Origin of the sequence: Caenimonas aquaedulcis (assembly GCF_015831345.1) — a bacterium.
GTDB classification, from domain to species: Bacteria; Pseudomonadota; Gammaproteobacteria; order Burkholderiales; family Burkholderiaceae_C; genus Ramlibacter; species Ramlibacter aquaedulcis.
Genome location: NZ_JADWYS010000001.1, coordinates 4,043,150 through 4,069,456, shown reverse-complemented (window position 1 = coordinate 4,069,456; position 26,307 = coordinate 4,043,150). Strand labels below are relative to the sequence as shown.

Genomic DNA, 26,307 nt, shown 5'->3' with positions numbered 1-26,307 from the left:
TTACTGCGCCGCAGGCGCCTGCAAACCGAGGAAGGCCGCGAGCTCGGCCGTCGGCAGCGCGCCTTCGTGGGTGACCAGCGTATTGGTCTTGGCGTTCATCGCCACGATGCTGGGGATGGACGCGAAGCCGAACTTGTTGAACAGCTGCGTGTTCTTCTTCACCTGCGCCCGCTGCTCCTCCAGCTTTTCCATCGCGCTGATGCCGCCGCCCTTGGCGGCCATCGACGCCTCGTGGTCGTCCATCGCCTGCACGGGGTCCTTGGCGGCGAGGATGGCCGCGCCCTGCGATTCGCTCGCATCGTTGAGGATGCGCACCGGAATCCACACGAACTTGGCCTGGGACTTGAGCGGCTTGGCGAACTTCCACAGCACGGCGCAATGCGGGCACTGCGCGTCGAAGAAGACGTACACCGTGCGCACGCTCATGGCGGAGCCGACGGTAAAGCCCTTGGCCTCCGCCTCGATGGCGGCGATGTTCACGGCACTGGGCGCGGCCTTCGCGGCGTCGGGCGCGGCGGCGGCGGGCGTGGAGGGCGTTTCCTTGCCGCACGCGGCGAGCAGCAGGCTGCCGGACACGGCAGCGGCGATGAGGTGGCGTCTGTTCATGCGGGAATGCTACCAAACCCCGGCTTGCGCGGCGCCGCCTCGCGGATCGGCAGGTGCACCAGCGCCGCGCCGGCGGCCAGCACGATGTCGATGTACCAGACCCAGTCGTAGCTGCCCGTGGCCTCGAACACCTTGCCGCCGAGCCATGCGCCGAGGAAGCCGCCCGCCTGGTGCGTCAGCATCACGACACCGAACAGCGTGGCCATGTTCGCGGTGCCGAAGAACTTGGCGACGAGCCCCGCGGTCGGCGGCACGGTCGAGAGAAAGGTGACGCCCATCACGGCCGCGAACACCAGCACCACCGGCCCCGTCTTGGGCGCGAGGAGGAACACCAGCACGGCCAGACCGCGCACGGTGTAGAGCAGCGCGAGCAGCGATTTCATGCGCCAGCGGCCCACAGCCCAACCCATGGCGATGCTGCCGACGATGTTGAAGAGCCCGATGATCGCGAGCGACCACGCGGCGAACTGCACCGGCAGCCCGCATGCGGCGATCACGCCCGGCAGGTGCGTCGCCAGAAACGCGACGTGGAAGCCGCACACGAAGAATCCGGCGGCCAGCAGCAGGTAGCTCGGGTTGCGCAAGGCCGTACGGATCGCCTCGCCCGTGCCGACGACCTTCTGCCCCGGCGCGGCCGATTGCAGCGAATTGCCCTTGAGCAGGAACGCGGCCGGCAATGCGAGCAGCACGATGAGCCCCAGCACCTGCATCGCGCTCGCCCAGCCCATGCCGACCATGAGCGCCCCGGCGATCGGCGCCATCACGAACTGGCCGAACGAGCCGCCCGCGTTCACGATGCCGGTCGCGAGGCCGCGCTTTTCCGGCGGAATCAGCCGCGCGGTCGCCGCCATGAGGACCGCCGGCCCCGCCATGCCCGCGCCGCCCGCGGCGAGCACGCCGATCGCGAAGATCAGGCCCAGCGTGGTCGTCATGTACGGCGTGAGGAAGGTGCCGAGCGCGACGAGGAGCGCGCCGGTGAACAGCACGCGGCCCGCGCCGACCTTGTCCGCCATCGCACCCGCGAAGGGCTGCGTGAGTCCCCACCACAGCTGCCCGAAGGCAAAGGCAAGGCTGATGCTGCCGATGCCCAGGCCGGTGGCGGTGTTGAGCGGGCTCATGAAGAGGCCCATGGTCTGGCGCGTGCCCATGGTGAGGGCGAAGGTGCCGGCCGCGGCGATCAGCACGAGCCAGAACGCGGGCCGGGCGGCCGCGGCGCGGGAATCAGTCATCGATATCTCCATCGGGCAAGGGTTCGAGCATGTCCATGCATTCGTCGAGGAGCGCGTGCAGTTCCACCACGCGGCGCGCGCCGAGCATCTGGTTGATCCCCTCCTGCGCCACGCGCCAGCGGCGCTGCGCCTCCTGCCGCTTCTCGCGGCCGGCGTCGGTCGCTTCCACGAGGCGGCTGCGCGCGTCGGCGCCGGGGCCCTGCGTGATCCAGCCCCCATCGATCAGCGGGCGCAGGTTGCGCGTGAGGGTCGATGCGCCGATCTTCATCTCGCGCGCGAGGTCTCCCGGGCGGATCGGGCCGAGCTTGACGACATACGAGAGGAGCGAATACTGCGTGCCCTTCAGGCCCGTCTTGCCGACCTCCGCGTCGTAGTGCTGCGCCACGCGGCGCATGAGCTGGCGCAGCTTGATGTTGGTGCAGCCCTGGGGCTTGACAGCGTTGTCCATGTTGATTATTGTACATGCAACTGTTGCATATGCAAGTTAATTCCACGGACGGCAGAAAGACGACAATGACGCAGATGAACCAGCTCGAAGCCTGGCTCGCCCAGGAGCAGGAAGTGAATGCGCGGCTGCAGGCCGGCGCCGGTCCCGGCGTGGCGAAGCCCGAACACCTCGCCGGCAAGACCGGCCTGGAGATGATGCAGGCCATGCTGCGCGGCGAGCTGCCCTACCCGCCCATCGCGAAAACCCTGGACTTCATGCTCGTGGAGGTGGGCGAAGGCCGCGCCGTGTTCCAGGGAACGCCCGGCCCCGCGCACCTCAATCCCATGGGCACGATCCACGGGGGCTGGTACGCCACGCTGCTCGATTCCGCGCTGGGCTGCGCCGTGCACACGATGATGCCGCCGGGACGCGGCTACACCACGGCGGAACTCGGCGTGAACCTCGTCCGGGCGATCAACGCGAAGGCGCCGCGCGTGCGCGCCGAGGGCAAGGTGATCCACTGCGGACGCCAGCTCGCCACCGCGGAAGCCCGGCTCTTCGGGCCGGACGGCACGCTGTATGCGCACGCGACCACGACGTGCCTGGTGTTCGAGCTGCCCCAGGCCGCGCGGCCCGCGGCCTAGCGGATCGGCACGGCCGGAGGGGGCTTGGGCCCCGGCGGAGGCGGTGGTGGCGGTGGCGGAGGTTGCACCGCCCGGCGCACGCGCGGGATGTAGGGCGCGGGTGACCACTCCGGCCGCTCGGTGCGCCCGCTGTCCACCACGATCACATAACGGCCCGCGTGTTCCACCGGATCGCGATCGGCCGGCAACACCCACGCATGTGCAGCACCGGCGGGCTCGTCGTAAGCCGCATCGATCACGCCGAAGTGGTCCAGCAGCCGGTTGAGCGCGGCCGGTATGCGGATGCACCCCTTCGATTGCGCGGTGCCCAGTCGCTGCTCCAGGACGTCCGGGTCGGTCGCGTGCATCTGCAGCCGCATGTCCATGATCTTGCCGTCACCCCAGCCCTTGGGCCCGGGCTGCCAGCCCAGGTCGAACACGCGCATGCCCTTTGCGCCGTAGCCGCGGATGCCGTTCTCGTTGAGCGTACCTTCCGCGCGGAAATCCGGGTTGCGCGGCGAATGCTCGAACACGCCCGTGGGAGTCTCGAAGTGATCGAAGCTGCCCGGCAATCCCGTGGAGATGGGCGATGCGCCGACCAGCGACCAGGTCCCCGTGCCGGGCCACCACAGCAGCAGGATCGCCTGCACCCACGCGCTGCGGTCGGCCACCAGGACGTACTGCGGGGCGGCGAGCGCTACCCCGGCTTTCGCGAGCGCCGCGTCGGCGAGCGCCCCGTAACGCCGAACTTCCGCGTCCGGCACCTCCAGCCGGCGCTCCTCCTGCGCGGCATACACCGCCGACAGCTCACGCGCGGAGCCCGGGGCAGCCCGCGCATCGCCGGACACCGACAGTGCCGAGAGTGCGAAGGCGATGACGGCGGTGGCCGAACGAATGCGTGTGTTCATGCGGCCGATTCTTCCGCCCGCGGACAGCGGAAAGTTTGACGGAGATCAACTACCCGCGACACGGGCTGCCTAGAGTTGGATGCGGTGCATGCGGGCGCATGCCGCCACATCCGATGCAACCCGTGAACGTGAAAGGACCATTGCCATGAGCAACCTGAGACTCTTTGACCCCGTCTTCGGCGACAACTTCGAATCCTCGCTGCGCCGCTTCTTCTCCCCCTCCGTGTTCGAGAACGAACCCGCGCCGCTGAAGATGCGCATCGACGTCAGCGAAAACGACGGCGCCTTCACCGTGAAGGCCGACATCCCCGGCGTGAAGAAGGAAGACATCAACGTGCGTGTCGAAGGCAACGTCGTGCAGATCGACGCCGAGACCCGCAGCGAGAAGGAAAGCAAGGGCAACGGCGACAAGCTCCTGCGCACCGAGCGCCACTACGGCACGATCTCCCGCACCTTCAGCCTCGGCCAGGAAGTGGACGCGGCCAAGGTGGATGCGAAGTACACGGACGGTGTGCTCACGCTGCAGCTGCCCAAGAAGGGCCCGGCGCCCACCTCCCGCATCGCGATCCACTGAGGCGGCGATGACGCCAGCGCAAGCCGCGCAGCCGGCCATCCCCGTCCTGCGCGTGCATGCGCTTCGCAAGACCTACGGCGATTCCGCGAGCGCCGTGCAGGCGCTGCGCGAGGTCGACCTCGACGTGCGGCGCGGCGAGTTCCTCGTGCTGCTCGGGGCGTCGGGCAGCGGCAAGTCCACCCTGCTCAACATCCTGGGCGGGCTGGACCGGCCGACCGCCGGCGACGTCGACTTCATGGGCGAGCCGCTCGCCCAGGCCGACGACGACACGCTCACGCGCTACCGGCGCGAGCACGTCGGCTTCGTCTTCCAGTTCTACAACCTCATCCCCAGCCTCACCGTCGCGGAGAACGTGTCGCTCGTGACCGACATCGCGGCCGACCCGATGCCGGTGGACGAGGCGCTCGCGCTCGTCGCGCTCACGCCGCGGCGCGACCACTTCCCCTCGCAGCTGTCCGGCGGCGAGCAGCAGCGCGTCGCGATCGCGCGCGCCATCGCCAAGCGGCCGCAGGTGCTGCTGTGCGACGAGCCCACCGGCGCGCTCGATTACGCGACCGGCAAGCTCGTGCTCGAAGTCATCGCGCGCATCAACAGCGAGCTGGGCACGACCGCCGTCGTGATCACGCACAACGCCGCCATCGCCGGCATGGCGGACCGCGTGGTGCGCCTGTCCGACGGTCGCATCGCGAGCATCGAAGTGCCGCCCCGGCGCCTCACGCCGGCGGAGCTTTCCTGGTGACGCCGTGAAAGCGCTCGATCGCAAGGTGCTGCGCGACCTGCGCCTCCTCTGGAGCCAGGCCCTCACCATCGCCCTCGTGGTGGCGAGCGGCATCGGCGGCTTCATCGCCAGCCTCTCGGCGGTCGATTCGCTGGCGGCTGCGCGCGAGGATTTCTATGCGGCCGGCCGCTTCGCCGACGTGTTCGCCTCCGTGAAGCGCGCGCCCGACTCGCTCGCCCAGCGCCTGCGCGAGACGGCGGGCGTCGTGGACCTGCAGACCAGCGTCGAATCCTTCGCGCGCCTCACGCTCGCGGGCGACAGGGACCCCGCCGTCGGCCAGCTCATCGGACTGGACGCGCGCCACCCGCAACGGTTGAACCTCGTGCGGCTGCGCGCGGGGACCTGGCCCGAGCGCGGCGCGCATGGCGGGGGCGAGCTCTCCGCCCTCGTCTCCGAAGGCTTCGCGCAGGCGCGCCGCCTGAAGCCCGGCGACACGGTGCTGGCGCTGGTGAACGGCAAGCGGCGCACGCTGCGCATCACGGGCACGGCGCTGTCGCCCGAATACATCTTCGCGGGCATGTTCGGCATGCCCGACCTGCGCGCCTTCGGCGTGTTCTGGGTCGACAAGGACGAACTCGCCGCGGCCCTGGACCTCACGGGCGCGTTCAACCGCGTCGCCATCAAGCTCGCGCCGCAGGCCTCCGGGCGCGCGGTGATCGATTCCGTCACGCGCAGCCTCGCGCCGCTGGGCGGCGCCCCCGCGCACGGCCGCGACGAGCAGGCCTCCCACATGATGCTGGACAACGAGATCCGCGAGCAGCAGGTGATGGGCACGGTGCTGCCGGGCATCTTCCTCGCGGTCGCGGGCTTCCTGCTGCACGTGGTGACGGCGCGGCTCGTCGCGACGCAGCGCGAGCAGGTCGCCACGCTCAAGGCGCTCGGCTACGGCAACCGCACCATCGTGTGGCACTACCTCAAGCTCATGTCGCCCATCGTGATCGCGGGCTACGTGCTGGGCGTCGCGCTGGGCTGGTGGCTGGGCGGGCTGATGACCGGGCTCTTCGCGGAGATCTTCCGCTTCCCGCGCTTCGATCATTTCGTGAGCCCGCTGCTGGCGTTGGCCGCCCTCGCGATCGTGGCCGCGACGGCCGTGCTGGGCACGCTCACCGCCGTGTCGGCCACGGTGCGACTGTCCCCGGCCGAGGCGATGCAGCCGCCGTCGCCGGGGAGGTTCCGGCGCGCGCTCGTGGAGCGCATCCCGCACCTGCGCCTGGGCAACGCGCCGCGGATGATCCTGCGCAACATCGAGCGGCGGCGCCTGCGCTCGGCGATCACCATCGGCGGCATCGCGGCGGCGGTCGCGATCGTCATCATGGGCAACTTCTTCCGCGACGCCGTCGACGAGATCGTGCAGACGCAGTTCCGCACCGCGATGCGCGGCGACCTGATCGTCTGGACGTCGGAGCCGGTGGCCACGGCCGCCGGGCGCGAGCTGGCGCGCCTGCCCGGCGTGCTGCAGGTCGAACCCGGGCGGCGCGTGGCCGTGAACTTCGTGAATGGCCCCCATTCGGAAAAGGGCGCCATCGAGGCGCGGCCGGCCGGTACGCAGCTGCAGCGCGTCATCGACGTCGATCGCCAGGAGGCGCGGGCCGGCACGCACGGCCTGCTCATGACCGACCGGCTCGCGGCCAAGCTGCACCTGCGCCCGGGCGACACGCTCACGGTGGAAGTGCGCGAAGGCCGGCGCGCCGTGCGGCAGGTGGTGCTCGAGCGCACGGTGCGCAACATGATGGGCCTCGGCGCCTTCATGGAAAGCAACGCCCTGAACCGGCTGCTGGGCGACGGGGACGTGGCGTCGGCCTTCAGCATCGCGGTGGAGCGCGGCAGCATCGACGCCGTCCTCGCGGCCACGCAGGACCTGCCCCGCGTCGCCGGCACCTTCAGCAAGGCGACCATGCTGCGCAACATGCAGGAGATCAGCGCGCGCAACGTGCTGATCATGAGCTCCATCCTCACGACGTTCGCCACCGTCATCGCCGTGGGCGTGGTCTACAACAACGCGCGCATCGCGCTGGCCGAGCGCTCCTGGGAGCTCGCGAGCCTGCGCGTGCTGGGCTTCACGCGCGCCGAGGTCTCGTTGCTCCTCCTCGGCGAGCTCGCGCTGGGCATCGCCGTCGCGCTGCCGCTGGGCATGCTGCTCGGCTGGGCGCTCACGCATTCGATCGTGGGGCTGATCCGCTCGGACCAGTTCCTGTTTCCCGTGGTGATCCAGCCACGCACCTATGCCTGGGCCGCCGTCGCCGTGGTGGCGGCCGGCACCGCCAGCGCGCTCGTCGTGCGCCGGCGCATCGACCGCCTCGACATGGTGGCGGCGCTCAAGACGAGGGAATGAACATGACGAAACCGCACTTCGACTTCAAGGCGCGCCTGGGCGGAAAAGCCTGGGCGGCCATCGGCATCCTGGCGGGCGCCGCCGCCCTGGCGTGGGCCTTCTCTCCCCGGCCCGTGGACGTCGAGACGGCCGCCGTGGAGCGCGGCCGCTTCGAGCAGGCGATCGAGGAGGACGGCCGCACGCGCGTGAAGGACCGCTACACGATCTCCGCGCCCGTGGCCGCCCGCATGGCGCGCATCACGCTGCGCGAAGGCGACGCCGTGGCGGCCGGCGACGCCGTGGCCGTGCTCACGCCGGTGATGTCGGCGATGGTGGACGACCGCAGCATGCGCGAGGCGACGGCGCGCCTGCAGGCGGCCACGGCCGGCGTCAACGTCGCCGACGCGCGCATCGCCCGCGCCCGCGTGGCGCAGGAGGATGCACGGCTGGAGCTGCAGCGCACCGAGCGGCTCGCGCGCGAAGGCTTCGTCGCGGCCTCCCGGCTGGACAGCGCGCGGCTGGCGCTCGACGCCGCCGCGCGCGACCTGGACGCGGCGCGCGCGCAGCGCGACGTCGCGGCGCAGGAACGCGAGCAGGCCGCCGCCGCGCTGCGGCCTGCCGGCGCCGGCGCGGAGCGCGGCGGCCCGCTCGTCGTGCGCTCGCCGGTGGCGGGGGTGGTGCTGCGCGTGCCCGCGCAGAGCGAGTCGACCATCCCCGCAGGGACGCCGCTGCTGGACGTCGGCGACCCGATGCGCATGGAGGTGCTCGCCCAGCTGCTGACCACCGACGCGGTGCAGGCGCCGCCGGGAACGCGCGCCGTGATCGAGCGCTGGGGCGGCCCGCCCGTCACGGGCGCGGTGCGGCTCATCGAGCCCGCCGGGTTCACCAAGGTATCCGCCCTGGGCATCGAGGAGCAGCGCGTGAACGTGCTGATCGACCTCACCTCGCCCCCGCAGGCGTGGCGCGCCATGGGCGACGGCTACCGCGTCACCGTGCGGCTCATCACCGCGTCGGCGGACGGCGTGCTGCTCGCGCCGGTGGGCGCCCTCTTCCCGTACGCGGACGGCGGCATGGCCCTGTACCGCCTGGACGGCGGGCGCGCGCGCCTGCAGGCAGTGGACGTGGCGGGGCGCAATTCGACGGTCGCGTGGCTGCGCGGCGGCGCGCAGGCCGGCCAGCAGGTGATCGTGTATCCGCCGCCCGCGGTGGCGGACGGCAAGCGCGTGAACGTGAGGAAGCCCTAGCGGGGGGCGGCTAGGGCGCCGCGAGCGCGGGCTCGGCCCGCAGCTGCGCGCCGAGGCTGTCGCGGACAGTGACATCCACGTCGATGCCCGCGCGCACGCTCCCCGTCACGACGCAGAAATCCTCGTACTGCGCGAGCGCGCGGTCCGCATGCTTCAGCGACGCGGCGGGCACGCCCAGCACGAGTTCGACGCCGATGCGCGTGACGCGCGTGCGCCCTTGCGCGTTGCGCCCCAGCGTGACGGTGACGACTGCGCGCATGGGCGTCGGGTCGTTGCCGTACTTGCGCAGCGCGAACAGCAGGCTCGCGGCCAGGCAGTTGGCCACCGCGGTGCCGAGCAGGCGCGCGGGGTTCGGGCCGGTGCCGGTGCCCAGGGGCGGGGGCTCGTCGGTGTTGAGCGGGGGAATCGCCGGGTCGTCGAACCGCACCGTGAAACGGTAGCCCGCGAGCTGCTGCAACTCCATCCGGAAGCTTTCCTCGGCCACGCCCTCACCTCTTCCAGCCGCCGCAGGCATCGCCGCGCGGGCCGCGCATGCGGATGCCGCGCTCGCGCGCGCGCTCTTCCATGAGCTTGCGGTGCTCGTCGAACTCCTGGCGGCACGCCTCGTAGGTCTGCGCGCCGCGCATGCGTGCACGGTGCTCGTCGCGCTCGCGCGCGCTCATCATCGGCCAGCCGAAGGTGTAGCCCGGGCCCGCCCGCCCGCGCGGGCCCATCATGCCGCCGCCGGGGCGGCCCCCCGGACCCATCGGTCCTGCCTGCCAGGGCGCGCTCGCGCCGGCCTGCGGCGCCGCAGGCTGCGCGCAGGCACAGGTGGCGGCCAAGGCGGCGGCCGCGAGGGTGGCCTTCACGAAACCGGTCGTGTTCATGGGGGATTCCTCCAGTGGATGACGATGTTCCGAAGATAGGCGGCGTCCTTGCCGCGCACCTTGCGCTGGATCAAGGGTGGGCTTCGGCGATACGCGCTTCCGCCTCGGCCAGGCCCACCGCGCTGAGGTCGGTGGGGTGGGTCCCCGCGAGGAGGCGCGCGCACTCCGTGCCCAGCGCCTGCTTGAGTTCGCCCAGGAACGGGTTGGATGCGAAGAGGGTCAGCGAGCGGAACCGGCCCGTCCGCGCGGCCTCCTCCAGCCACTGGCCGATCTCGCGCGCGAAACGGAGGTGCTCCTTGCGATGCGCGTCCATGCGCGGCTCGAAGGCGCTGCCGCCGAAGCCCTGGTCGCTGGCTTCGCGGCCGGCCTTGTCGTCCCCGAGCTCGGCGGTCCGCTTGCGGCTGTCTTCGTGGTTGAAGGCGTGCGCGACGTACATGGGCGAGCCGCCGTCCTTCCCGAGGACGCGGGCGTGGGTGGCATTGGCGATCAGGTACCAGTCGGGTTTCATGGAGGGCTCCTTCGTGCGGAAAGATGGATACCTGCCCAACATACGCCGCGGCCCTTGCCCGCGCATTGACGCGGATCAGACACGCGCGCGATCGCGCGCGGCATGCAGCCGCCACAGGAGGGAGAACAACCTCAGCCAGAGGAAGGTCGCCGCGCCGCCCGCCGCCGCCACGGCGGCCATCGGCCAGGTCGGCGCCGCGAAGCCCGCCACCGCGCGCAGGGGCGCGACGGCCAGCAGCAGGCCGAGGACGGCGGCGATGCCCAGCGCGAAGTGCGGCGCCCACGGGTTGGCGCCCGCTCCCCGCGCCGCCGGCCGGCGCTGGTGCAGCGCGAGCAGGTAGACCCCCACGACCAGCACGGCGAACGCGCAGGTGCGCACCTCCTGCGCCGTCCACCCCAGCCGCGACGCGAGGGCGGCGGCCGCGAGCGCCACGGCCGCGAGCCCCCCGCCCTGCAACCAGCCGCCCGCGACGAGCGTGCCGGAGAACATCGCCGCGCCGCCGGGGCCGCGCGCCATGAGGTCGGGCGCCGGCGGGTCGGCGTCGAAGAGGATGGCGCAGAGCGGGTCGATGAGCAGCTCGAACAGGACGATCTGCGCGGGCATGAGGATGACGGGCCAGTGCAGCAGGATGGGGCCGAGCGCGAGCGCGACGATCGGCACGTGCACGGCGAAGATGAAGCGCAGGGCCGCGCGCAGCTTGTCGTCGATCTCGCGGCCCTGGCGGATCGCCTCCACGATGCTCGCGAAGCTGTCGTCCAGCAGCACGATGTCCGCGGCCTCGCGCGCCACGTCCGTGCCGCGGCCGCCCATCGCGATGCCGACGTCGGCCGCGCCGAGCGCGGGGCCGTCGTTGACGCCGTCCCCCGTCATGCCCACCTTGGCGCCCCGGGCCTGCAGCGCGCGCACGAGGCGCAGCTTCTGCTCGGGAACGAGCCGCGCGCAGAGGTCCACGGTCTCCATGCGCCGGCACAGCTCGGCGTCGTCCAGCGCATCGATCTCGGCGCCATGCAGCACCTGCGCGTCGGCCAGGCCGATGTCGCGCGCCACCGCCCGCGCGGTCGCGGGATGGTCGCCCGTCATCATGACCACGCGCACGCCGGCGCCGCGGCAGGCGGCGATGGCCGCGGGCACTTCGGGGCGCGGCGGGTCCATGAGACCGACGAGGCCGAGGAATTCGTAGTCGAAGGCGTGCTGGCCATCGGGCCACGCGGGGCCGCTCCAGCGCCCGCGCGCCACCGCGATCACGCGCAGGCCGCGCGATGCCATCTCCTCCACGTCCGCGCGGATGCGCGCGAGGCGCTCCGCGGGCAGGTGGCAGAGGTCGGCGATGGCTTCGGGCGCACCCTTGGCGGCCAGCAGGTGCTCGTCGCCCTGCAGCACGAAGGCCTGCGTCATCGCGAAGAGCCGCGCGCTCAGCGCATAGCGCCGGGCGACCTCGCGCCCCGGATGCACGTGTTCCGTGCCGGCGAGGTGGGCGCCGACGAAGGCGCGGATCGCCCGCTCCATCGGGTCGAAGGGATCCTCGGGCGTGGCCAGCTGCGCGAACTCGGCCAGCGCATGGAAGCCGTCGTCCAGCACGGCGCCGCGCCGCTGCACGAAGCGGTCGCCCGCCGCGCTGCGCAGCTCCCGCACTTCCATGCGGTTCTGCGTGAGCGTGCCGGTCTTGTCCACGGCCAGCACCGTGATGCCGCCCAGCGCCTCGATCGCGGTGAGGCTGCGCGTGAGCACGCGCCGCCGCGACAGCCGCCACGCGCCCATCGCGAGGAACACCGTGAGCACGAGCGGGATCTCCTCGGGCAGGATCGCCATCGCGAAGGCGATGCCCAGCAGCAGGCTCTCCAGCAACCCGCGCCCGTCCCACTGCCAGGCGAGCAGAAACAGCAGCACGGCGAGCGCGAGCCCACCCGCAGCGAAGGCGCGCACGGTGCGGCGCGACGCGGCCTGCAACGGCGAGAGGTGGACGGGCGCCGCCGCCATCGAGGCGCCGATGCGGCCCACGCGCGTGCGCGGGCCGGTGGACGACACGAGGGCCAGGCCCGTCCCGCGCGCCACGAGCGTGCAGGCGAGGATGTCCGCGCCGGCTTCCTCGCCCGCAGGCGCGGCCGATCGTTCCACACCCGCGGGCAACTTCTCGCGCGGCACGCTTTCGCCCGTGAGCAGCGATTCGTCGCAGGCGAGCTGCCCATCCACCAGCACGCCGTCGGCGGCGATGCGGTCGCCTTCGCGCAGCACGAGCAGGTCGCCGCGCACGACGTCCCGGCTCGGGATGCGCACCTGGACCCCGCCCCGCACCACGAGGGCGCGCGGCGCCGAGAGATCGCGCAGCGCCTCGAGCGCGCGCTGCGTGCGCCGCTCCTGCACCACGGCGAGCGCGGACACCGCGACGACCGCGACCAGCAGGAACAGCGCTTCGCCGGGGTCCCCGAGCAGCAGGTAGATGCCGCCGGCGGCCAGGAGCATGGCGAACATGGGCTCGCGCAGGATGTCCAGGACGATGCGGGACATCGGCTTGGCGCCGCTGCCCGGCAGCGTGTTGGGGCCGTCGGCCGCCAGGCGCGCCGAGGCCTCGCCCGCGGACAGCCCGGCTTGCATCAGCGCGCCAGGTAGCCGCCGTCGACGGGGTAGTAGGCGCCCGTCACGAAGGAAGCCAGCGGGGACGACAGCCAGGCGACGAGCTCGGCGACTTCCTGAGGCAGTCCGAGGCGGCCCATCGGGTGCATCGCCTCGAGCGCGGCGCGCGCGGCGCCGTCTTCCTCCAGCCGCTCGATCATCGGCGTGTGGATGAAGGCCGGCCCCACGCTGTTGACCCGGATGTCGTGCTGCGCGTATTCAAGCGCCGCCACCTTCGTGAGCCCGACCACCCCGTGCTTGGCGGCCGTGTAGGCGCAGGCCTGCGCGAAGCCCACCTGCCCCAGGATGGACGCGATGTTCACGATGGCGCCCCCGCCGTTTCGCAGCATCTGCGCGATCTGCGCCCGCATGCAGTTGAAGACGCCGGTGAGGTTGACGCCGATCACGGCCTGCCACTGCGCATCCGTGTACTGCGCGAGCGGCGCCATCTCGCCGCCGACGCCCGCGTTGTTGCACGCGATGTCGAGCCGGCCGTAAGTCGCGACCGCGTGTTCGACCATGCGGGCGGCCTGCGCGGCCACGGCGACGTCGGCGACGACCATCGATCCCTGGCCGCCGGTGTCGCGAATCCACTGCAAGGTGCGCGCGGCGTTGTCCTCGTGCGTGTCCGAGACGATCACTTGCGCGCCGTAGCCGGCATACGCGATCGCGATGGCCCTGCCGATTCCCGATCCCGCGCCGGTGACGAGCGCGACCTTGTCCTTGAGCATGTCGAGTCCTTTCATGGAATCCGAGCATGTCCCGAACGGGCGCGCCCGTTCATGACGTGGATCAAGGCCGGCGCAATGCGCGCGGCTCAGCCCTTCGCCGGCAGCGCATTGAGCGGGATTCGCAGGTAGGCCACGCCGTTGTCGTCGGCCGGCGGCAACCGGCCTGCACGCACGTTCACCTGGACCGAGGGGAGCAGGAGCGTGGGCACCTCGAGCGTGGCATCGCGCTCCGCGCGCATGCGCACGAACTCGCCTTCCGGGACGCCGCGGCCCACGTGGATGTTTCCCTCGCGCTGCGCGGCCACCGTGGTTTCCCAGCGCGGCTCGCGGCCCCCGGGCGGGTAGTCGTGGCACACGAACATCCGGGTCTCGCCGGGCAGCTCGAGCAGGCGGTGGATGGAGCGGTAGAGCTGGTGCGCGTCGCCGCCGGGAAAGTCCGCACGCGCGGTCCCGACGTCCGGCATGAACAGGGTGTCGCCGACGAACACGGAACCGTCGACGAGATAGGCCATGTCCGCCGGGGTGTGGCCGGGCACGAGCAGCGCGGTCGCTTGCAGGGCGCCGATGGCGAAGGTCTCGCCGTCCTTGAAGAGGTGGTCGAACTGGCTGCCGTCCGGCAGGAACTCGCGCTCCAGGTTGAAGAGCTTGCGGAAGATCGCCTGCACGTCGCGGATGCGCTCGCCGATCGCGATCTTCCCGCCCGCGCGCTCCTGCAGGTAGCGCGCCGCGGAGAGGTGGTCGGCATGCGCGTGCGTCTCCAGGATCCACTGCACCGCCAGGTCCTGCCCGCGCAGGAACTCCAGGATGCGGTCCGCGGACGTCGACGAGGTCCGGCCCGACTTGAAGTCGAAGTCCAGGACCGGGTCGACGACGGCGGCGGCGCGCGCGGCGGGGTCCCAGACGACATAGGACACCGTCCAGGTGGCGGGGTCGAAAAACGGCTGGATCTGTGCACGGTTCATGGCGGCTCCTTCGATCTACTTGACAATAGTTTATGTATTTATATAATATTGTCAAGTGAACAAAGGAGGCAGCGATGCCCAGGACCGTCATCGACGTGGATCGACTGAAGGAGGCCGCCGGCGAAGCCGTCGCGGCGCTCAAGCTCATGGCCAACGAGGACCGCCTCCTTCTCCTTTGCCAGCTTTCGCAGGGCGAGATGTGCGTGGGCGACCTCGAGGCGCAGCTGGGCATCCGCCAGCCCACGCTCTCCCAGCAGCTCGGCGTGCTGCGCAACGAAGGCGTGCTCGGGACGCGGCGCGAGGGAAAGAACATCTTCTACTCGGTGGCCGACCCGTCGCTCGTGAAAATCCTCGCGGTGCTCTACCGCATCTATTGCCCCAAGGAGTAAGCCATGACCATCGCCTGGAACGCCTTCACGCCCTGGCACGCCGCGCTCGGCGGCGTGTGCATCGGCATCGCCGCCGCCATGTTCGTCCTGCTCAACGGCCGCATCGCCGGTATCAGCGGCATCCTGGGCGGCCTGCTGCGCCCGGTGCGAAGGGACATCGCCTGGCGCGTCGCGTTCGTCGCCGGCCTCGTCGGCTCGCCCTTCGTCCATGCCCTCTTCGCCGTCCTGCCCGCACCCCGCATCGACGCGGGCTACGCGGCGTTGGTGGCCGCCGGCCTGCTCGTGGGCGCGGGCACGCGCTACGGCTCGGGCTGTACCAGCGGCCACGGCGTGTGCGGCCTGTCGCGCCTGTCGCCCCGCTCGCTGGCCGCCACGGCCGCATTCATGGGGGCAGGGTTCGCCACCGTCTACGTTGCCCGCCACCTGCTGGGCGCCTAAGGAGCACATTCCGTGACCATCTTCATCTCCCTCCTCTCGGGCCTGGTGTTCGGGCTCGGCCTCATCGTCTCGGGCATGGCGAATCCCGCCAAGGTGCTCGGCTTCCTCGACCTCGCCGGCCCGTGGGACCCGTCGCTGGCGTTCGTCATGGGCGGCGCCATCGCCGTGGGCACCGTGGCTTTCGCGGTGGCGCGCAAACGCACCGTCTCCTTCCTGGGCCTGTCGATGAAGCTGCCCTCCAGCAACCGGATCGACCGCCGCCTGGTCATCGGCAGCGCGGTGTTCGGCATCGGCTGGGGCATCGCGGGCTTTTGCCCGGGGCCCGCCCTCGTCGCCCTGGGCATGGGCGAAGCCAAGGCGCTCGCTTTCGTGCTCGCGATGCTGGCCGGCATGGGAATCTTCGAGGTGCTGGAGGGCCGCGCGCTCAGGCGCCGCGCGCAACCCGCATGAGCGCCGGCGAGACCTGGCTCGCGGCGCTGCTGACGGTCGGCATCGCGGGGCTGTACGAGGCGTGGTTCGCGCTGGCCCGGCGCGCCCGCCCCGCGCACCTCGCGCGCTCCGCGCACGCCGCCCTGCGGGAGGACTGGTTCGACGCGGTATCCACGGAGCGCGGCACCGAAATCCTCGCCGTCCAGACGCTGCGCAATTCGCTGATGTCCGCCTCGATGACCGCGTCCACGGCCGTCCTGGGGCTCATGGGCACCTTGACACTGTCGGCGCCCTCGCTGTCGGCGCGCGAGGTCACGCCGCGCCTGGTACTGGAGCTCGGTGTGCTCGTGCTGCTCTTCGCGGCGCTCGTGTCCGCGGCCATGGCCGTGCGCTTCTACAACCACGCGGGGTTCATCGCCGGGATGCCCGTGGACTGCGAAGCCCGCCGGCGCTGGCATGCGACGGGGCGTTCGCACGTGCGCCGCGCGGGCGTCCTCTACAGCTGGAGCCTGCGCCACCTGCTGCTCGTCGCCCCGGCGGTGGCGTTCCTGCTGCATCCGGGCGCCGGCCCCGTGGCGGCGGCCGGCGTCGTCGCGGTGCTGCGATCCTTCGATGGGGTGCCCGCGGGCGAATCCGGGCAGGTCTGACCCCCCCGCAAGCCCCCGTGCGCCACACGCGTGCACGACCAACGAAAACGCCCCGCTCGCGGGGCATTTCGTCCGGGCGCAAGCCGGGGCTTACTTTTCGCCGGAGGTCGTCTCGCCCTTCTTCACGGCGGCGGCGGCGGTCGCCTTGCGCTGCTGTTTCGCGGCCGCGCGCTCTTCCTTGGTGGCGGCCTTTGCATTGCCCATGGTCTTGTTGGTGGCGTCGGCGGGCGGCTCGTTCTTCGCGGCCTGGGCACCTTCCGCCTTGCGCGCGGCCTTGGCCGCGGCCTTCTCGGCCGGGGTGGCGCGCGCGGCCGGCGCGGCCTTGGATTGCTCGGGGTCGGCCTCGCCCTTGGACTGCGCATAAGCGCCGACAGCCAGCATCTGCGCCAGCACCATGCTCACGGGAACCAGAAGTTTGTACATAGCATCACTCCAATGAAATTTTGAACATTCGGACCGGATAGCGATCCTTGCCGCATATCCTGGATTCAGTATTTCATCGGGTCGACAAGGTCGAGTTGATGCAAATCAAGCGCGGGCGCTTTGCCCGCGCGGCCCCGGCGGGCCGGCCGCTCAGGCCTCCGGGTCCCCGAGGCCGTGCCGGATGGAGTAGCGCACCAGGTCCGCCGCGTTCTGCACGCCGAGCTTCTGCATGATGTTGGCCTTGTGCGTGCTCACGGTCTTGGCCGAGAGGTGCAGCCGGCCCGCGATGTCGGTGACGGAATCGCCCGCCACGAGCATGCGGAACACCTCGAACTCCCGGTCGCTCAGCGCCTCGTGCGGCGCGGCCGTGTTGCCCGGCATCGCGCCGAGCGCGAGCTGCTCCGCGACCTCCGCGCTGATGTAGGCGCCGCCGGCCGCGATCTTGCGCAGCGCCTGCTCCAGCAGTTGCGGCGCCGATTCCTTGGTGAGGTAGCCGCTCGCGCCCGACTTGATCGCGCGCACCGCGTACTGGACCTCCTGGTGCATGCTGAGCACGAGGATGCGCAGCTTCGGCTTTTCGGCCTTGACGAGCTTGATGAGCTCCATCCCGCTGCGCCCGGGCATGGAGAGATCCTGCACCAGCACGTCGAAGTCCTTCTCGCGCACCAGGCGCATCACGCCGTCGCCGTCGCCCGCCTCCCCGACGACTTCGAACTCGCCGCCCGCGGAGACGACGCGCTTGAGCCCTTCGCGCACGATGGCATGGTCATCGGCGATCACGATCCTGATGGTGTTCATGCCCCTAGTGTCGCACCGGAAGCCGCGCCTCCACCCGGGTGCCGCGCCCGGCGCCGCTGTCCACGCTCACCGTGCCCTTCAGGAGGTGCGCGCGCTCGCGCAGGCCGGCGAGGCCCAGCGAGTTCTGCTTGCGCGGCGCGCCGGCGTCGAAGCCCACGCCGTCGTCGATGACCCACAGGGCGACCTCGTCCGGCGCGACCGACACGCCCACGCGCACCTGCGTCGCCCGCGCGTGCTTGGCGACGTTGACGAGGGACTCCTGCACCATGCGGAAGACGGCCGTCGCGTAGGGCTCCTCCAGTTCCAGGTTCTCGTCGATTTCCAGCTTGCAGGGCACGCCGCTGCGCTGCGTGAAGTTCTGCGCGAGCCATTCGATCGCCGGCACCAGCCCGAGGTCGTCGAGCATGAGGGGGCGCAGGTCCGCGGCGATGCGGCGCGTGGCGGCGACGCTGCTGTCCAGCATGGCCAGCATGCCGCGCAGCTTCTCGGCGAGGGCCCCGGGTCCGGCGTCGAGGTGGTCGCCCAGCCACATCGCATCCATCTTGAGCGCCGTGAGCGACTGGGCGAGCTCGTCGTGCAGCTCGCGCGCGATGCGCGTCTTCTCCTGCTCGCGGATGTTGCTCGCCTCCGCGGCGAAGGCCGCGAGCTCGTCCTGCGCGCGCACGCGCTCGGTCACGTCGCGCAGGATCACGGTGAAGAGCTTGCCTTCCGCGGTGTCGAGCTGCGAGATGGAGGCGTCGAGCGGGAATTCCTCCCCATCCTTGCGCCGGCCATGGATGACGGTGCGGTCGCCCATGCGCCGCGAGGTGACGCCGGTGGCGCCGAAGCGCCGGACGTACGCGTCGTGCCCGCCGCGAAAGCGCTGGGGAAGCAGCTTCGACAGGGGCTCGCCCATCATCTCCGCACTCGTCCAGCCGAAAATCTTCTCGGCGGCGCGGTTGTACATGATGACCCGTTGGCCTTCGTCGACGGTGATGATGCCGTCCATGGCGGAATCCAGCAGGCCGGACAGCCGGGCCGCGAGCCGCGCCTGCTCGTGCTCCGCCTCGACGCGCTGCGTCACGTCGCGCAGGATCACCGTGAAGACCTTGCCGTCCGGCGTGTCGAGCTGCGAGATCGACGCATCCACCGGGAATTCCTCGCCGGTGGAGCGGCGCCCGTACACGACGGCGCTGCCGCCCATGCGGCGCGAGGTCACGCCCGTCGCGCCGAACCGCCGCACGTGCTCGGCGTGGCTGCCGTGGAAACGCTGCGGGATGAGCTTGGTGAGCGGCTGGCCGATCACCTGGTCCGCGGGCCAGCCGAAGATCTTCTCCGCGGCGGGGTTGTAGAGCGTGATGAGCTGCGACTCGTCGATGGCGATGATGCCGTCCATCGCCGAATCGAGCAGGCCCGAGAGGCGCGCGGTGAGGCGCTGCTGCTCCTGCTGCGCGCGCACGCGTTCCGTGGCGTCGCGCAGGATCACCGTGAACAGTTTCCCTTCGGACGTGTCGAGCTGCGAGATCGAGGCGTCCACCGGGAATTCCTCGCCGCTGGCGCGCCGGGCATACACCACCGCGCTGCCGCCCATGCGCCGCGACGTGACGCCCGTCGCGCCGAAGTTGCGCACGTGCTCCGCGTGATGCGCGCGAAAGCGCTGCGGGATGAGCTTGGTGAGGGGGGCGCCGATGACCTCCTTGGCGGGCCAGCCGAAGATGCGTTCCGCGGCCTGGTTGTACATGACGATGCGTTGCTCCTCGTCGGCGGTGACGATGGCGTCCATGGCGCTGTCGAGCAGCAGCGCGGACAAGCCCGCCGCAGTGCCGCCCGAGGTCGCGGAGATCAGCGATTGCATGGTCGCAATGTATTCCTAATGCTCAACCATGCAAAGCCCACGGAAATCACGGGTTTCGGGCAGGGTCGGAATGGGAGGCCTGCCGACCGGGCCCCCAATGAGCACCCCTTTGAGAGAAATCAAACCGGCCCGGCGGCCGCTGGCGAATCATGGATGCGGGGGCAGCCGCGCTGCGCCTCACACACTTTTTCATCGCATACAGGAGAGACACATGAAAAGCGACATCCAACTGAAGGCCGACGTCACCAGCGAACTCGCGTGGGACCCCGCCGTCAACGCCACCAAGGTCGGCGTGGCGGTGCGCGACGGCGTGGTCACGCTGAGCGGCACCCTGGACTCCTTCATGGAGAAATACGCCGTTGAGCGGGCGGCGCGCCGCGTGACCGGCGTGCGCGGCATCGCGGTGGACCTGGAAGTGCGCGTCGCACCGAGCCACAAGCGCAACGACCAGGACATCGCGCAGGCTGCCGCGTCGGCGCTGCGCTGGCATTCGCTCGTGCCCGACGACAGGATCACGGTGGAAGTGGAAGACGCGTGGGTCACGCTGCGCGGGGAGCTTGACTGGGCCTACCAGAAAAGCAGCGCGGAGCAGTGCGTGCGCCCGCTCACCGGCGTGCGCGGCGTGACCAACGCCATCACCCTCAAGCCGCAGGTCGAGGCGCGCGACATCGCACGGGAAATCGGGGCGGCGCTGGTGCGCCACGCGAACCGCGAGGCGGCCGGCATCAAGGTGATCGTCGATGCGGGCGTGGTGACGCTCAAGGGCACCGTCGATTCCATGGCGGAACATGACGCGGCGCTCGTCACCGCGAGCGCCACCCGGGGCGTGGTGCGCGTCGTCGACGAGCTGCTGATCGCCGCGTGACTGCGTTCGCCCGGGCCGCGCGCGGGCCTCAGCCCCCGCGCAGGTCCAGGTGCAGCGATGTGGCCTCGCCCGCCGGCGCGACGCGAAAACCCATCTCCCGCGCGAGTGCCGCCATCGCGACGTTCTCCGGCAGGCACTGGCCCCATACCTCGGCCGTCCCGCGGGCGCGCAGGTAGCCCACGAGCTTGGCGAGCAGGATGCGGCCGAGGCCCTTGTGCTGCCACCCCGACGCGACCTGGATCGCGAACTCCGCACGCAGGTTGTCAGGGTCGCAGACGGCCCGCACCTCGCCCGCCATCTGAGGGGGCACGTCGCCGTCCTGCGGGGCGAGCGCGACGAAGGTCATCTCGCGGTCGTAGTCGATCTGGCTGTAGCGCGCGAGCTCGGACGCCGGCACGTCGCGCCGCGCCATGAAAAAGCGCAGCCGCATGTCGTCCGGCGTCGCCTTCGAATAGAACTGCTTCAGGCGGGCCGCGTCGCCGGGACGGATCGGCCGCACCAGCAGTGTCGTGCCGGCGACTTCCACCTGCTCTTCCAGCGCCGCCGGATAGGGGCGGATCGCGGTGGGCGCTCCCGCCGCTTCGCCCGGCAGCCTCAGGCGAACGCGCGCATCCAGCGCCAGCACCCCTTCCTCGTTGGCGACCAGCGGATTGATGTCGAGCTCCGCCATGGCGGGCAGGTCGCACGCCATGCGGGCCAGGCGCACGAGCGTGTCGACGATCGCCTCCTCGCGCGCGGCGGGCTGGCCGCGGTGCGCCTCCAGGAGCGGGCGCGTGCCGCTGCGGGCGAGCAGGTCGCGCGCCAGCACCGGGTTGAGCGGCGGCAGCGCGATCGCGTGCGCGCCGGACTGCTCGACCTCCACGCCGCCCTTGCCGAACAGCAGCACGGGGCCGAACACCGGGTCGCTCGCGAGTCCCGCGATCAGCTCGCGCGCATTCTGGCGCTTGACCATGGGCTGCACCGCGAAGCCGAGGATGGACGCATCCGGCCGGGCCCGCGCGACCTGCTGGCGCATGCGCACGATGGCCGCGTGCAATTCGCCCGCGTTGGCGATGCCCAGCGCCACGCCGCCGACATCGCTCTTGTGCACGACTTCCTGCGACACGACCTTCAGCGCCACGGGATAACCCATGCGCGCCGCGGCGGCCACCGCCTCGTCGGCGTCGCGCGCCAGGGTTGTGGGGATCGCGGGAATGCCGTAGGCGGCCAGCAGCGAATGCGCCTGCGCCGGGTCCAGCCACGCGCGTCCCGAGGCGATGCCCTCGTTCACGATCGCCAGCGCGCGCTCGCGCTCCGGCGCGAATTCCGCGCTCTCCGCCGGGGCTTCCTGCAGCGCCGCCTGGTTGCGGTGCCAGTCGGCCAGCTGCAGCCATGCGGCGGCGGCGCGCTCGGGCGTGCTGTACCAGGGCAGGCCCTCGTAGCTGAACGTGCGGCGCGCGCCCTCCACGGCCTTGCCGCCCATCCAGGTGGAGAGCACGGGCTTGGCCGCACCGCGGATCGACGGCAGCATCTCGGCCACGATGTCGCCGGCGGGCACGATGGCCGTGGGCGCGTGGATGAACAGCACGCCATCGACCTCGCTCGCGGCCAGCAGCGCCTCCAGCGCCTTCGCGTAGCGCCCGGCCGGCGCGTCGCCCACGATGTCCACCGGGTTGCCGTGCGACCAGGTCGCCGGAAGGCAGGCGTCCAGCGCGCGCATCGTGGCGTCGGACAGCCGCGAGAGCCGGCCGCCGCCGAGCGACAACGCGTCGGCCGCGAGCACGCCCGCGCCGCCGCCGTTGGTGAGGATTGCGAGGTTCGCGCCCCGCCAGGGATGCGGGTACGCGAGCGTCTGCGCGGCGTCGAAGAGGGCTTCGAGCGTGTCCACGCGCAGCATGCCCGCGCGGCGCGCGGCGGCGTCGAACACGGCGTCCGATCCCGCGAGCGCGCCGGTGTGGGACGCCGCCGCCTTCGCGGCGTCCGGGGTGCGGCCGGCCTTCACCACGATCACCGGCTTGTTGCGCGCCGCCGCGCGCGCGGCGGACATGAACTTGCGCGCGTGTTTCACTGATTCGATGTAGAGCAGGATCGCGCGCGTGTCGGCGTCGCTCGCGAGGTAGTCGATCACGTCGCCGAAATCCACGTCGGCGCTGTCGCCGAGCGAGACGAAATGCGAGAAGCCGATGCTGCGCTCGTTCGCCCAGTCCAGCATTGCCGTGGCGAGTGCGCCGGACTGCGTCACGAAGGCGAGCGTGCCGGGCATCGCGCCGCCGGGGGCGAAGCTCGCGTTGAGCTTCCACCCCGGCACGAGCGCGCCGATGCAGTTGGGGCCGAGCACGCGCAGCAGGTGCGGCCGCGCCGCATCGAGCATGGCCTGCTCCAGGGTTCCTTCGCCCCCCGGATCCCTGTCCTTCAGGCCGGCGGACATGACGATCGCGGCGCGCGTGCCCCTGCGGCCCAGCGCCGCGACGATCGCGGGCACCGTGGCGGCGGGCGTGCAGATGACCGCGAGATCGGGCGCGGACGGCAGCTGGTCCACGTCGGCGAACGCAGGGCCGCCGTCCACCGTCGCATGGCGCCGGTTCACGGCCCACACCGGCCCGCGGATCCCGCCTCGCTTGAGGTTCGCCAGCACGACGCGGCCGATGCTGCCCGCGCGGTCGGATGCGCCGACCACCGCGATGGAACGCGGCCGGAACAGCGAATCGAGGTTGCGGACGCTCACGGCGCGTTCAGGCGACGACTTCCAGCCGGTCCACCACGCGCGACACGCCCTTGGCGGCGCCGACGGTGCCCACGGCCGCGTCGCGCTCGCGCAGCGAATGGACCACGCCCTTGAGCGTCACCACGCCGCCGTCGACCTCGATCTGGATGTGCTTCGCCTCGCGCTCCGCATGGCGCTCGAGCGCGGCGGCGATCTGGTCGCGCAGGTCCCTGGGCAACGCGTGCGGTTTCACGACGATGTCGTTGATCACCCCGCGCACACCGATGAGCGGGCGCACGCACTGTTCGCAGGCCACTTGCTGGTAGCCCCAGTCCACTTCGCCCGACAGCGTCACCCAGCCGTTCTCCACCTGCACCTTCACGCGCTCATGGGGCACGAGCACGCTCCAGTTCAGCGCGTTGACGGCCGCCTGCGCGACCTCCGAGTCGTTGCGCTTGTGGCCCGGCGCGAGCTGCACTTCCAGGTCCAGCGCCACGCCGCGCACACCGGCGACGCGGCGCACGGCGGCTTCCGCCAGGTGCTTCTCCGCGAAGGTCGCGAGGGTGCCGCTGAGGGTCACGATGCCGTCCTTGACGGCCACGCCGATGCCGGCGGCATCGACGCCCGTCGTCCAGGCGAGCTCGGCCGTGACGTCGTCCTTGAGTTGCATGTCGGTCTTCATGTGATTGCTCCTTCGGTCAGTGTTCGCCCATCAGCGGCGCCCGGACTGCCTCGAGCACCGCGTCGGTGTTGATCAGGTGGGTCCCGCAGTTCATCAGCTGCGCCTGCATTTCCATGGTGGCGGCGGCGAGTTGCTGCCAGTACTGCGTCGCGCTTTCCATGTCGAAGCGCATCAGGTGGGACTGGATGCCCATCACGTCCTGCGGGTCGCAGGGGCCCTTGAGCTTTTCGGCGGCGGTCGAATAGGTGTGCAGCGCCTGGTGCGCGGCACGCTCCTGGATCTTGCGGATGGCTTCGAAGCCGCGGAACACCGCGCACGCGCTCTCGGTCGCCACGGCCAGCTGCTGGCGCTGCTGGTCCGACGCGAGGTTCCAGGGGATGGGGATGCCGAACGTGGCGGCGGCTGCAGGGGGATTGCGGGCGGCTTTCATGAGGCGGTTCCTTTCGCGGAGTGGGAAATTTCGAATGCGGCGAGCGGCGCATGGCGGCTCGTGTCCTTGACCAGCAGGACCGGCACGGGCGCATGCCGCGCGATCTGCTCGGCCTCGTTGCCCAGCAGCAGGCGGTCCATGCCCGTGCGCGATTCGCAGCCCGCGACGATCAGGTCGGCGGGCCACGCGAGCGCTTCGCGCGCGACTTCCTCGCAGACGCGGTCCAGCGTCGGCGCGACGAGCTTGCTGTCGGCCGCCACGCCGTGCGCGGCGGCGGCCGCGCAGCCCCGGGCCAGCAGCGCCTCGCCCGCACGGCGCATGCGCGGCTGGACGTCGTCCAGCCAGGCGGCGGCGGTCTCGAAGCCGTTCGTCCAGGCGAGTTCGTCCATTACGTGGATGAGGCGCAGGCGGCCCCGGTGTTGCTGCGCCAGGCGCACGGCCTCACGCAGGCCGAGCTCGGCTGCGGGGCTGCCGTCGAAGGCGACGAGGATGCGGTCGAAGTGCATGCACCCATCTTTGCGCCGGGCACCTCTTCGTGTTTTGATCCACGTCAACCGCGCGCGAAGTGCCTATTTCTGCAGGACGTAGGTGCCGGGTGCCGCCACCGGCGCGCCGCCGTCGAGCAAAGGCCGCAGCGCCGGCGGCTTGACCCGCGCGCCGGAATGTCCCGCCAGCCACTTCGACCAGGCGGGCCACCACGAGCCGCGCCGCGCCGCCGTGGCGCGCAGCCACGCGTCGGGGTCGGCCGGCGCTTGCCCCACGCCGTGGGAAGCGAGCCGGAAGCTCGCCTGCGGATCGGCCATGGGGCCGCCGGGCGGGCTCACGATGCCCACGTTGTGCCCGCCCGAGGCGAGCGCCATCGTCACCGGCGAGCGCACGGCGCCGAGTACCTTGTAGACCGAGCGCCAGGGCGACACGTGGTCGCGCTGCGTGGCGACGACGAACATCGGCAGGTCGATCGCATCGAGCCGCACCGCCTGGCCCTGCGCGGTGTAGCGGCCTTCGGCCAGGTCGTTGTGCAGGTAGAGCCTGCGCAGGTATTCGCTGTGCATGCGGGCCGGCAGGCGCGTGGCGTCCGCGTTCCACGCGCGCATGGCCGTCATCGGGCTTTGCGCGCCCATGAGGTATTCGTGCACGAGCTTGGACCACACGAGGTCCTTGGAGTTGATCAGCTGGAACGCGCCCGCCATCTGCCGGCCGTCCAGGTAGCCGTGTTCGGCCATCACGCTTTCCAGGAAGGCGATCTGGCTCTCGTCGATGAACAGGCCGAGCTCCCCGGGTTCGTGGAAGTCGGTCTGCGCGGCGAGCAGCGAGACGCTCGCGAGGGGGTTGTCCCTGCGCCCGCCGAGCAGCGCAGCGCCGATGGCCAGCAGGGTGCCGCCGAGGCAATACCCCGCCGCGTGCACGCGGGCGCCGGGCACGGCGCGGCGCACCGCCGCGATCGCCTCCATCACGCCGAGCTGCAGGTAATCGTCCATCCCCAGTTCGCGGTCGGCGCTGCCGGGGTTGCGCCATGACACCATGAAGACCGTGTGGCCCTGCGACACCAGGTATTCCACGAGCGAGTCGCCGGGCGTGAGGTCCAGGATGTAGAACTTCATGATCCACGAGGGGACCACCAGCACGGGCTCGGCCCACACCTTCGGGGTCGCGGGCTCGTACTGGATCAGCTCCACCAGCGAGTTGCGAAAGACCACCTTGCCGGGCGTGAGCGCCGTCGCACGCCCGGGCACGAAATCTTCCACGCCGCGCGGCGGGCCGTCGGACAGGACGGCCATCGCATCGCGGGCCCAGTTGGCCGCGCCCTCTGCGAGGTTCATGCCGCCCCTCCGCCAGGTCTCGGCGAGCACCTGCGGGTTGCTCGCGACGAAGTTCGAGGGCGACCACATGTCCAGCCACTGGCGCGTCGCAAAGGCGGCGACGTCCTGGTGGTGCGCCGACACGCCCTGCACGCCGGTCATCGCCTCCTGCCACCACTGCTCCTGCAGCAGGAAGCCCTGCGCGAGGATGCTGAAGGGCGGCCGGCCCCACTCGGGCGGATCGAATCGCTTGTCGTTGCCCGCGGGCGCCACGCACAGCGGACAGTCCCCGTGCCAGGCATGCCGCGCATACGCCAGCCAGGCAAGCCACTTGCGCAGCGCGCTGGCCGAAAGGCGCGCCTGGTGCGAGGGCGAGGCGAGCGCATGGTTGAACCAGTCCGCGTAGGCCAGCGCCAGCGAAGAGGGCGAGACGCCGTGCGCCACCCGCGCGAGCCACAGCTTGAGCGGCAGGTCGAGCGGGTCGGGCGAATGGGGGGACGGCACGGGCATGCG

The 26,307-nt window shown here is 71.4% G+C and carries 28 protein-coding genes; 10 read left to right on the top strand and 18 right to left on the bottom strand.

The features are described from left to right. Genes I5803_RS19655 through I5803_RS19645 form a run of 3 tightly spaced genes read right to left on the bottom strand, consistent with a single transcriptional unit; the run spans position 1 to position 2,283 of the window. Entirely contained in the window at positions 1-606 is a 606-nt protein-coding gene (locus tag I5803_RS19655; RefSeq protein ID WP_196988004.1) for a thioredoxin fold domain-containing protein, read from the bottom strand. After that, positions 603-1,835, bottom strand: a complete 1,233-nt coding sequence (locus I5803_RS19650) for an MFS transporter (RefSeq protein WP_196988003.1) — start codon at positions 1,833-1,835, stop codon at positions 603-605. Before I5803_RS19650 ends, I5803_RS19655 begins: the two co-directional genes overlap by 4 nt. Beyond that, positions 1,828-2,283 (bottom strand): MarR family winged helix-turn-helix transcriptional regulator, encoded by a 456-nt coding sequence (locus tag I5803_RS19645; protein WP_196988002.1) that lies wholly within the window; start codon positions 2,281-2,283, stop codon positions 1,828-1,830. The genes I5803_RS19650 and I5803_RS19645 overlap by 8 nt, the downstream gene beginning before the upstream one ends. A 65-nt stretch (positions 2,284-2,348) precedes the next feature. Between I5803_RS19645 and I5803_RS19640 the strand changes: the two genes are divergently transcribed. Then, the gene (locus I5803_RS19640) at positions 2,349-2,906 is read left to right on the top strand and encodes a PaaI family thioesterase (RefSeq protein ID WP_196988001.1); all 558 of its coding nucleotides are present in this window, start codon (positions 2,349-2,351) and stop codon (positions 2,904-2,906) included. Here I5803_RS19640 and I5803_RS19635 read toward each other — a convergent pair. Continuing rightward, positions 2,903-3,793 carry a L,D-transpeptidase gene (locus I5803_RS19635; RefSeq protein WP_196988000.1) on the bottom strand — a complete coding sequence of 297 codons (891 nt, stop codon included), beginning with the start codon at positions 3,791-3,793 and terminating at the stop codon, positions 2,903-2,905. The two genes, I5803_RS19640 and I5803_RS19635, sit on opposite strands and share 4 nt — an antisense overlap. A 145-nt stretch (positions 3,794-3,938) precedes the next feature. Here I5803_RS19635 and I5803_RS19630 point away from each other — a divergent pair, with 145 nt between their 5' ends. From I5803_RS19630 to I5803_RS19615, 4 genes are read left to right on the top strand one after another with little or no spacing between them, the layout of a single operon-like run. Further along, entirely contained in the window at positions 3,939-4,367 is a 429-nt protein-coding gene (locus I5803_RS19630; protein WP_196987999.1) for an Hsp20/alpha crystallin family protein, read from the top strand. A gap of 7 nt (positions 4,368-4,374) precedes the next feature. Continuing rightward, entirely contained in the window at positions 4,375-5,106 is a 732-nt protein-coding gene (locus tag I5803_RS19625) for an ABC transporter ATP-binding protein (protein WP_196987998.1), read from the top strand. 4 nt (positions 5,107-5,110) lie between these two features. Beyond that, positions 5,111-7,477: an ABC transporter permease gene (locus tag I5803_RS19620; RefSeq protein ID WP_196987997.1), complete on the top strand. Its 2,367-nt coding sequence runs from the start codon at positions 5,111-5,113 to the stop codon at positions 7,475-7,477. A gap of 2 nt (positions 7,478-7,479) precedes the next feature. Then, a complete protein-coding gene (locus I5803_RS19615) occupies positions 7,480-8,700 on the top strand; it encodes an efflux RND transporter periplasmic adaptor subunit (protein ID WP_196987996.1) in 1,221 nt (406 codons plus the stop codon). A gap of 10 nt (positions 8,701-8,710) precedes the next feature. On the opposite strand, the gene I5803_RS19610 is transcribed toward I5803_RS19615, so the two are convergent. The 6 genes from I5803_RS19610 to I5803_RS19585 form a co-directional block, all read right to left on the bottom strand. Then, on the bottom strand, positions 8,711-9,184 hold the full coding sequence (locus I5803_RS19610) for an OsmC family protein (RefSeq protein ID WP_354001691.1): 474 nt from the start codon (positions 9,182-9,184) through the stop codon (positions 8,711-8,713). A gap of 4 nt (positions 9,185-9,188) precedes the next feature. After that, the gene (locus I5803_RS19605; RefSeq protein WP_196987995.1) at positions 9,189-9,566 is read right to left on the bottom strand and encodes a hypothetical protein; all 378 of its coding nucleotides are present in this window, start codon (positions 9,564-9,566) and stop codon (positions 9,189-9,191) included. A 70-nt stretch (positions 9,567-9,636) separates the two neighbouring features. Beyond that, positions 9,637-10,074 carry a host attachment protein gene (locus tag I5803_RS19600; RefSeq protein ID WP_196987994.1) on the bottom strand — a complete coding sequence of 146 codons (438 nt, stop codon included), beginning with the start codon at positions 10,072-10,074 and terminating at the stop codon, positions 9,637-9,639. A gap of 75 nt (positions 10,075-10,149) precedes the next feature. Beyond that, the gene (locus tag I5803_RS19595; RefSeq protein WP_196987993.1) at positions 10,150-12,666 is read right to left on the bottom strand and encodes a cation-translocating P-type ATPase; all 2,517 of its coding nucleotides are present in this window, start codon (positions 12,664-12,666) and stop codon (positions 10,150-10,152) included. Then, positions 12,666-13,430, bottom strand: coding sequence for an SDR family NAD(P)-dependent oxidoreductase (locus tag I5803_RS19590; protein ID WP_231402468.1), 765 nt, complete (start codon positions 13,428-13,430; stop codon positions 12,666-12,668). Before I5803_RS19590 ends, I5803_RS19595 begins: the two co-directional genes overlap by 1 nt. Before the next feature lie 71 nt (positions 13,431-13,501). Further along, entirely contained in the window at positions 13,502-14,377 is an 876-nt protein-coding gene (locus tag I5803_RS19585) for an MBL fold metallo-hydrolase (RefSeq protein ID WP_196987992.1), read from the bottom strand. A gap of 74 nt (positions 14,378-14,451) precedes the next feature. On the opposite strand from I5803_RS19585, the gene I5803_RS19580 reads away from it, so the two are divergent. From I5803_RS19580 to I5803_RS19565, 4 genes are read left to right on the top strand one after another with little or no spacing between them, the layout of a single operon-like run. Further along, complete coding sequence (locus tag I5803_RS19580; RefSeq protein WP_196987991.1) at positions 14,452-14,766, top strand: ArsR/SmtB family transcription factor; 315 nt, start codon at positions 14,452-14,454, stop codon at positions 14,764-14,766. 3 nt (positions 14,767-14,769) lie between these two features. Beyond that, positions 14,770-15,204: a YeeE/YedE family protein gene (locus tag I5803_RS19575; protein ID WP_196987990.1), complete on the top strand. Its 435-nt coding sequence runs from the start codon at positions 14,770-14,772 to the stop codon at positions 15,202-15,204. A gap of 12 nt (positions 15,205-15,216) precedes the next feature. After that, positions 15,217-15,654, top strand: a complete 438-nt coding sequence (locus I5803_RS19570; protein WP_196987989.1) for a DUF6691 family protein — start codon at positions 15,217-15,219, stop codon at positions 15,652-15,654. Beyond that, complete coding sequence (locus tag I5803_RS19565; protein WP_196987988.1) at positions 15,651-16,280, top strand: DUF599 domain-containing protein; 630 nt, start codon at positions 15,651-15,653, stop codon at positions 16,278-16,280. Before I5803_RS19570 ends, I5803_RS19565 begins: the two co-directional genes overlap by 4 nt. Before the next feature lie 90 nt (positions 16,281-16,370). On the opposite strand, the gene I5803_RS19560 is transcribed toward I5803_RS19565, so the two are convergent. The 3 genes from I5803_RS19560 to I5803_RS19550 form a co-directional block, all read right to left on the bottom strand. Next, on the bottom strand, positions 16,371-16,703 hold the full coding sequence (locus I5803_RS19560; RefSeq protein WP_196987987.1) for a hypothetical protein: 333 nt from the start codon (positions 16,701-16,703) through the stop codon (positions 16,371-16,373). A gap of 150 nt (positions 16,704-16,853) precedes the next feature. After that, positions 16,854-17,501: a response regulator gene (locus tag I5803_RS19555; protein WP_196987986.1), complete on the bottom strand. Its 648-nt coding sequence runs from the start codon at positions 17,499-17,501 to the stop codon at positions 16,854-16,856. Positions 17,502-17,505: 4 nt separating this feature from the next. After that, positions 17,506-19,335, bottom strand: a complete 1,830-nt coding sequence (locus I5803_RS19550) for a PAS domain-containing sensor histidine kinase (protein WP_196987985.1) — start codon at positions 19,333-19,335, stop codon at positions 17,506-17,508. Positions 19,336-19,546: 211 nt separating this feature from the next. On the opposite strand from I5803_RS19550, the gene I5803_RS19545 reads away from it, so the two are divergent. Further along, positions 19,547-20,200: a BON domain-containing protein gene (locus tag I5803_RS19545; RefSeq protein ID WP_196987984.1), complete on the top strand. Its 654-nt coding sequence runs from the start codon at positions 19,547-19,549 to the stop codon at positions 20,198-20,200. Positions 20,201-20,228: 28 nt separating this feature from the next. Here the strand turns inward: I5803_RS19545 and I5803_RS19540 are convergent, their stop codons facing one another. From I5803_RS19540 to I5803_RS19520, 5 genes are all read right to left on the bottom strand, one after another. After that, positions 20,229-22,904, bottom strand: a complete 2,676-nt coding sequence (locus tag I5803_RS19540; RefSeq protein ID WP_196987983.1) for a bifunctional acetate--CoA ligase family protein/GNAT family N-acetyltransferase — start codon at positions 22,902-22,904, stop codon at positions 20,229-20,231. 7 nt (positions 22,905-22,911) lie between these two features. Continuing rightward, positions 22,912-23,565, bottom strand: a complete 654-nt coding sequence (locus I5803_RS19535) for a BON domain-containing protein (RefSeq protein ID WP_196987982.1) — start codon at positions 23,563-23,565, stop codon at positions 22,912-22,914. 16 nt (positions 23,566-23,581) lie between these two features. Next, positions 23,582-23,995, bottom strand: a complete 414-nt coding sequence (locus I5803_RS19530; protein WP_196987981.1) for a phasin family protein — start codon at positions 23,993-23,995, stop codon at positions 23,582-23,584. Beyond that, complete coding sequence (locus I5803_RS19525) at positions 23,992-24,501, bottom strand: universal stress protein (protein WP_196987980.1); 510 nt, start codon at positions 24,499-24,501, stop codon at positions 23,992-23,994. The genes I5803_RS19530 and I5803_RS19525 overlap by 4 nt, the downstream gene beginning before the upstream one ends. A gap of 63 nt (positions 24,502-24,564) precedes the next feature. Next, positions 24,565-26,304, bottom strand: a complete 1,740-nt coding sequence (locus I5803_RS19520; RefSeq protein ID WP_196987979.1) for a PHA/PHB synthase family protein — start codon at positions 26,302-26,304, stop codon at positions 24,565-24,567. Positions 26,305-26,307: the final 3 nt, after the last annotated feature.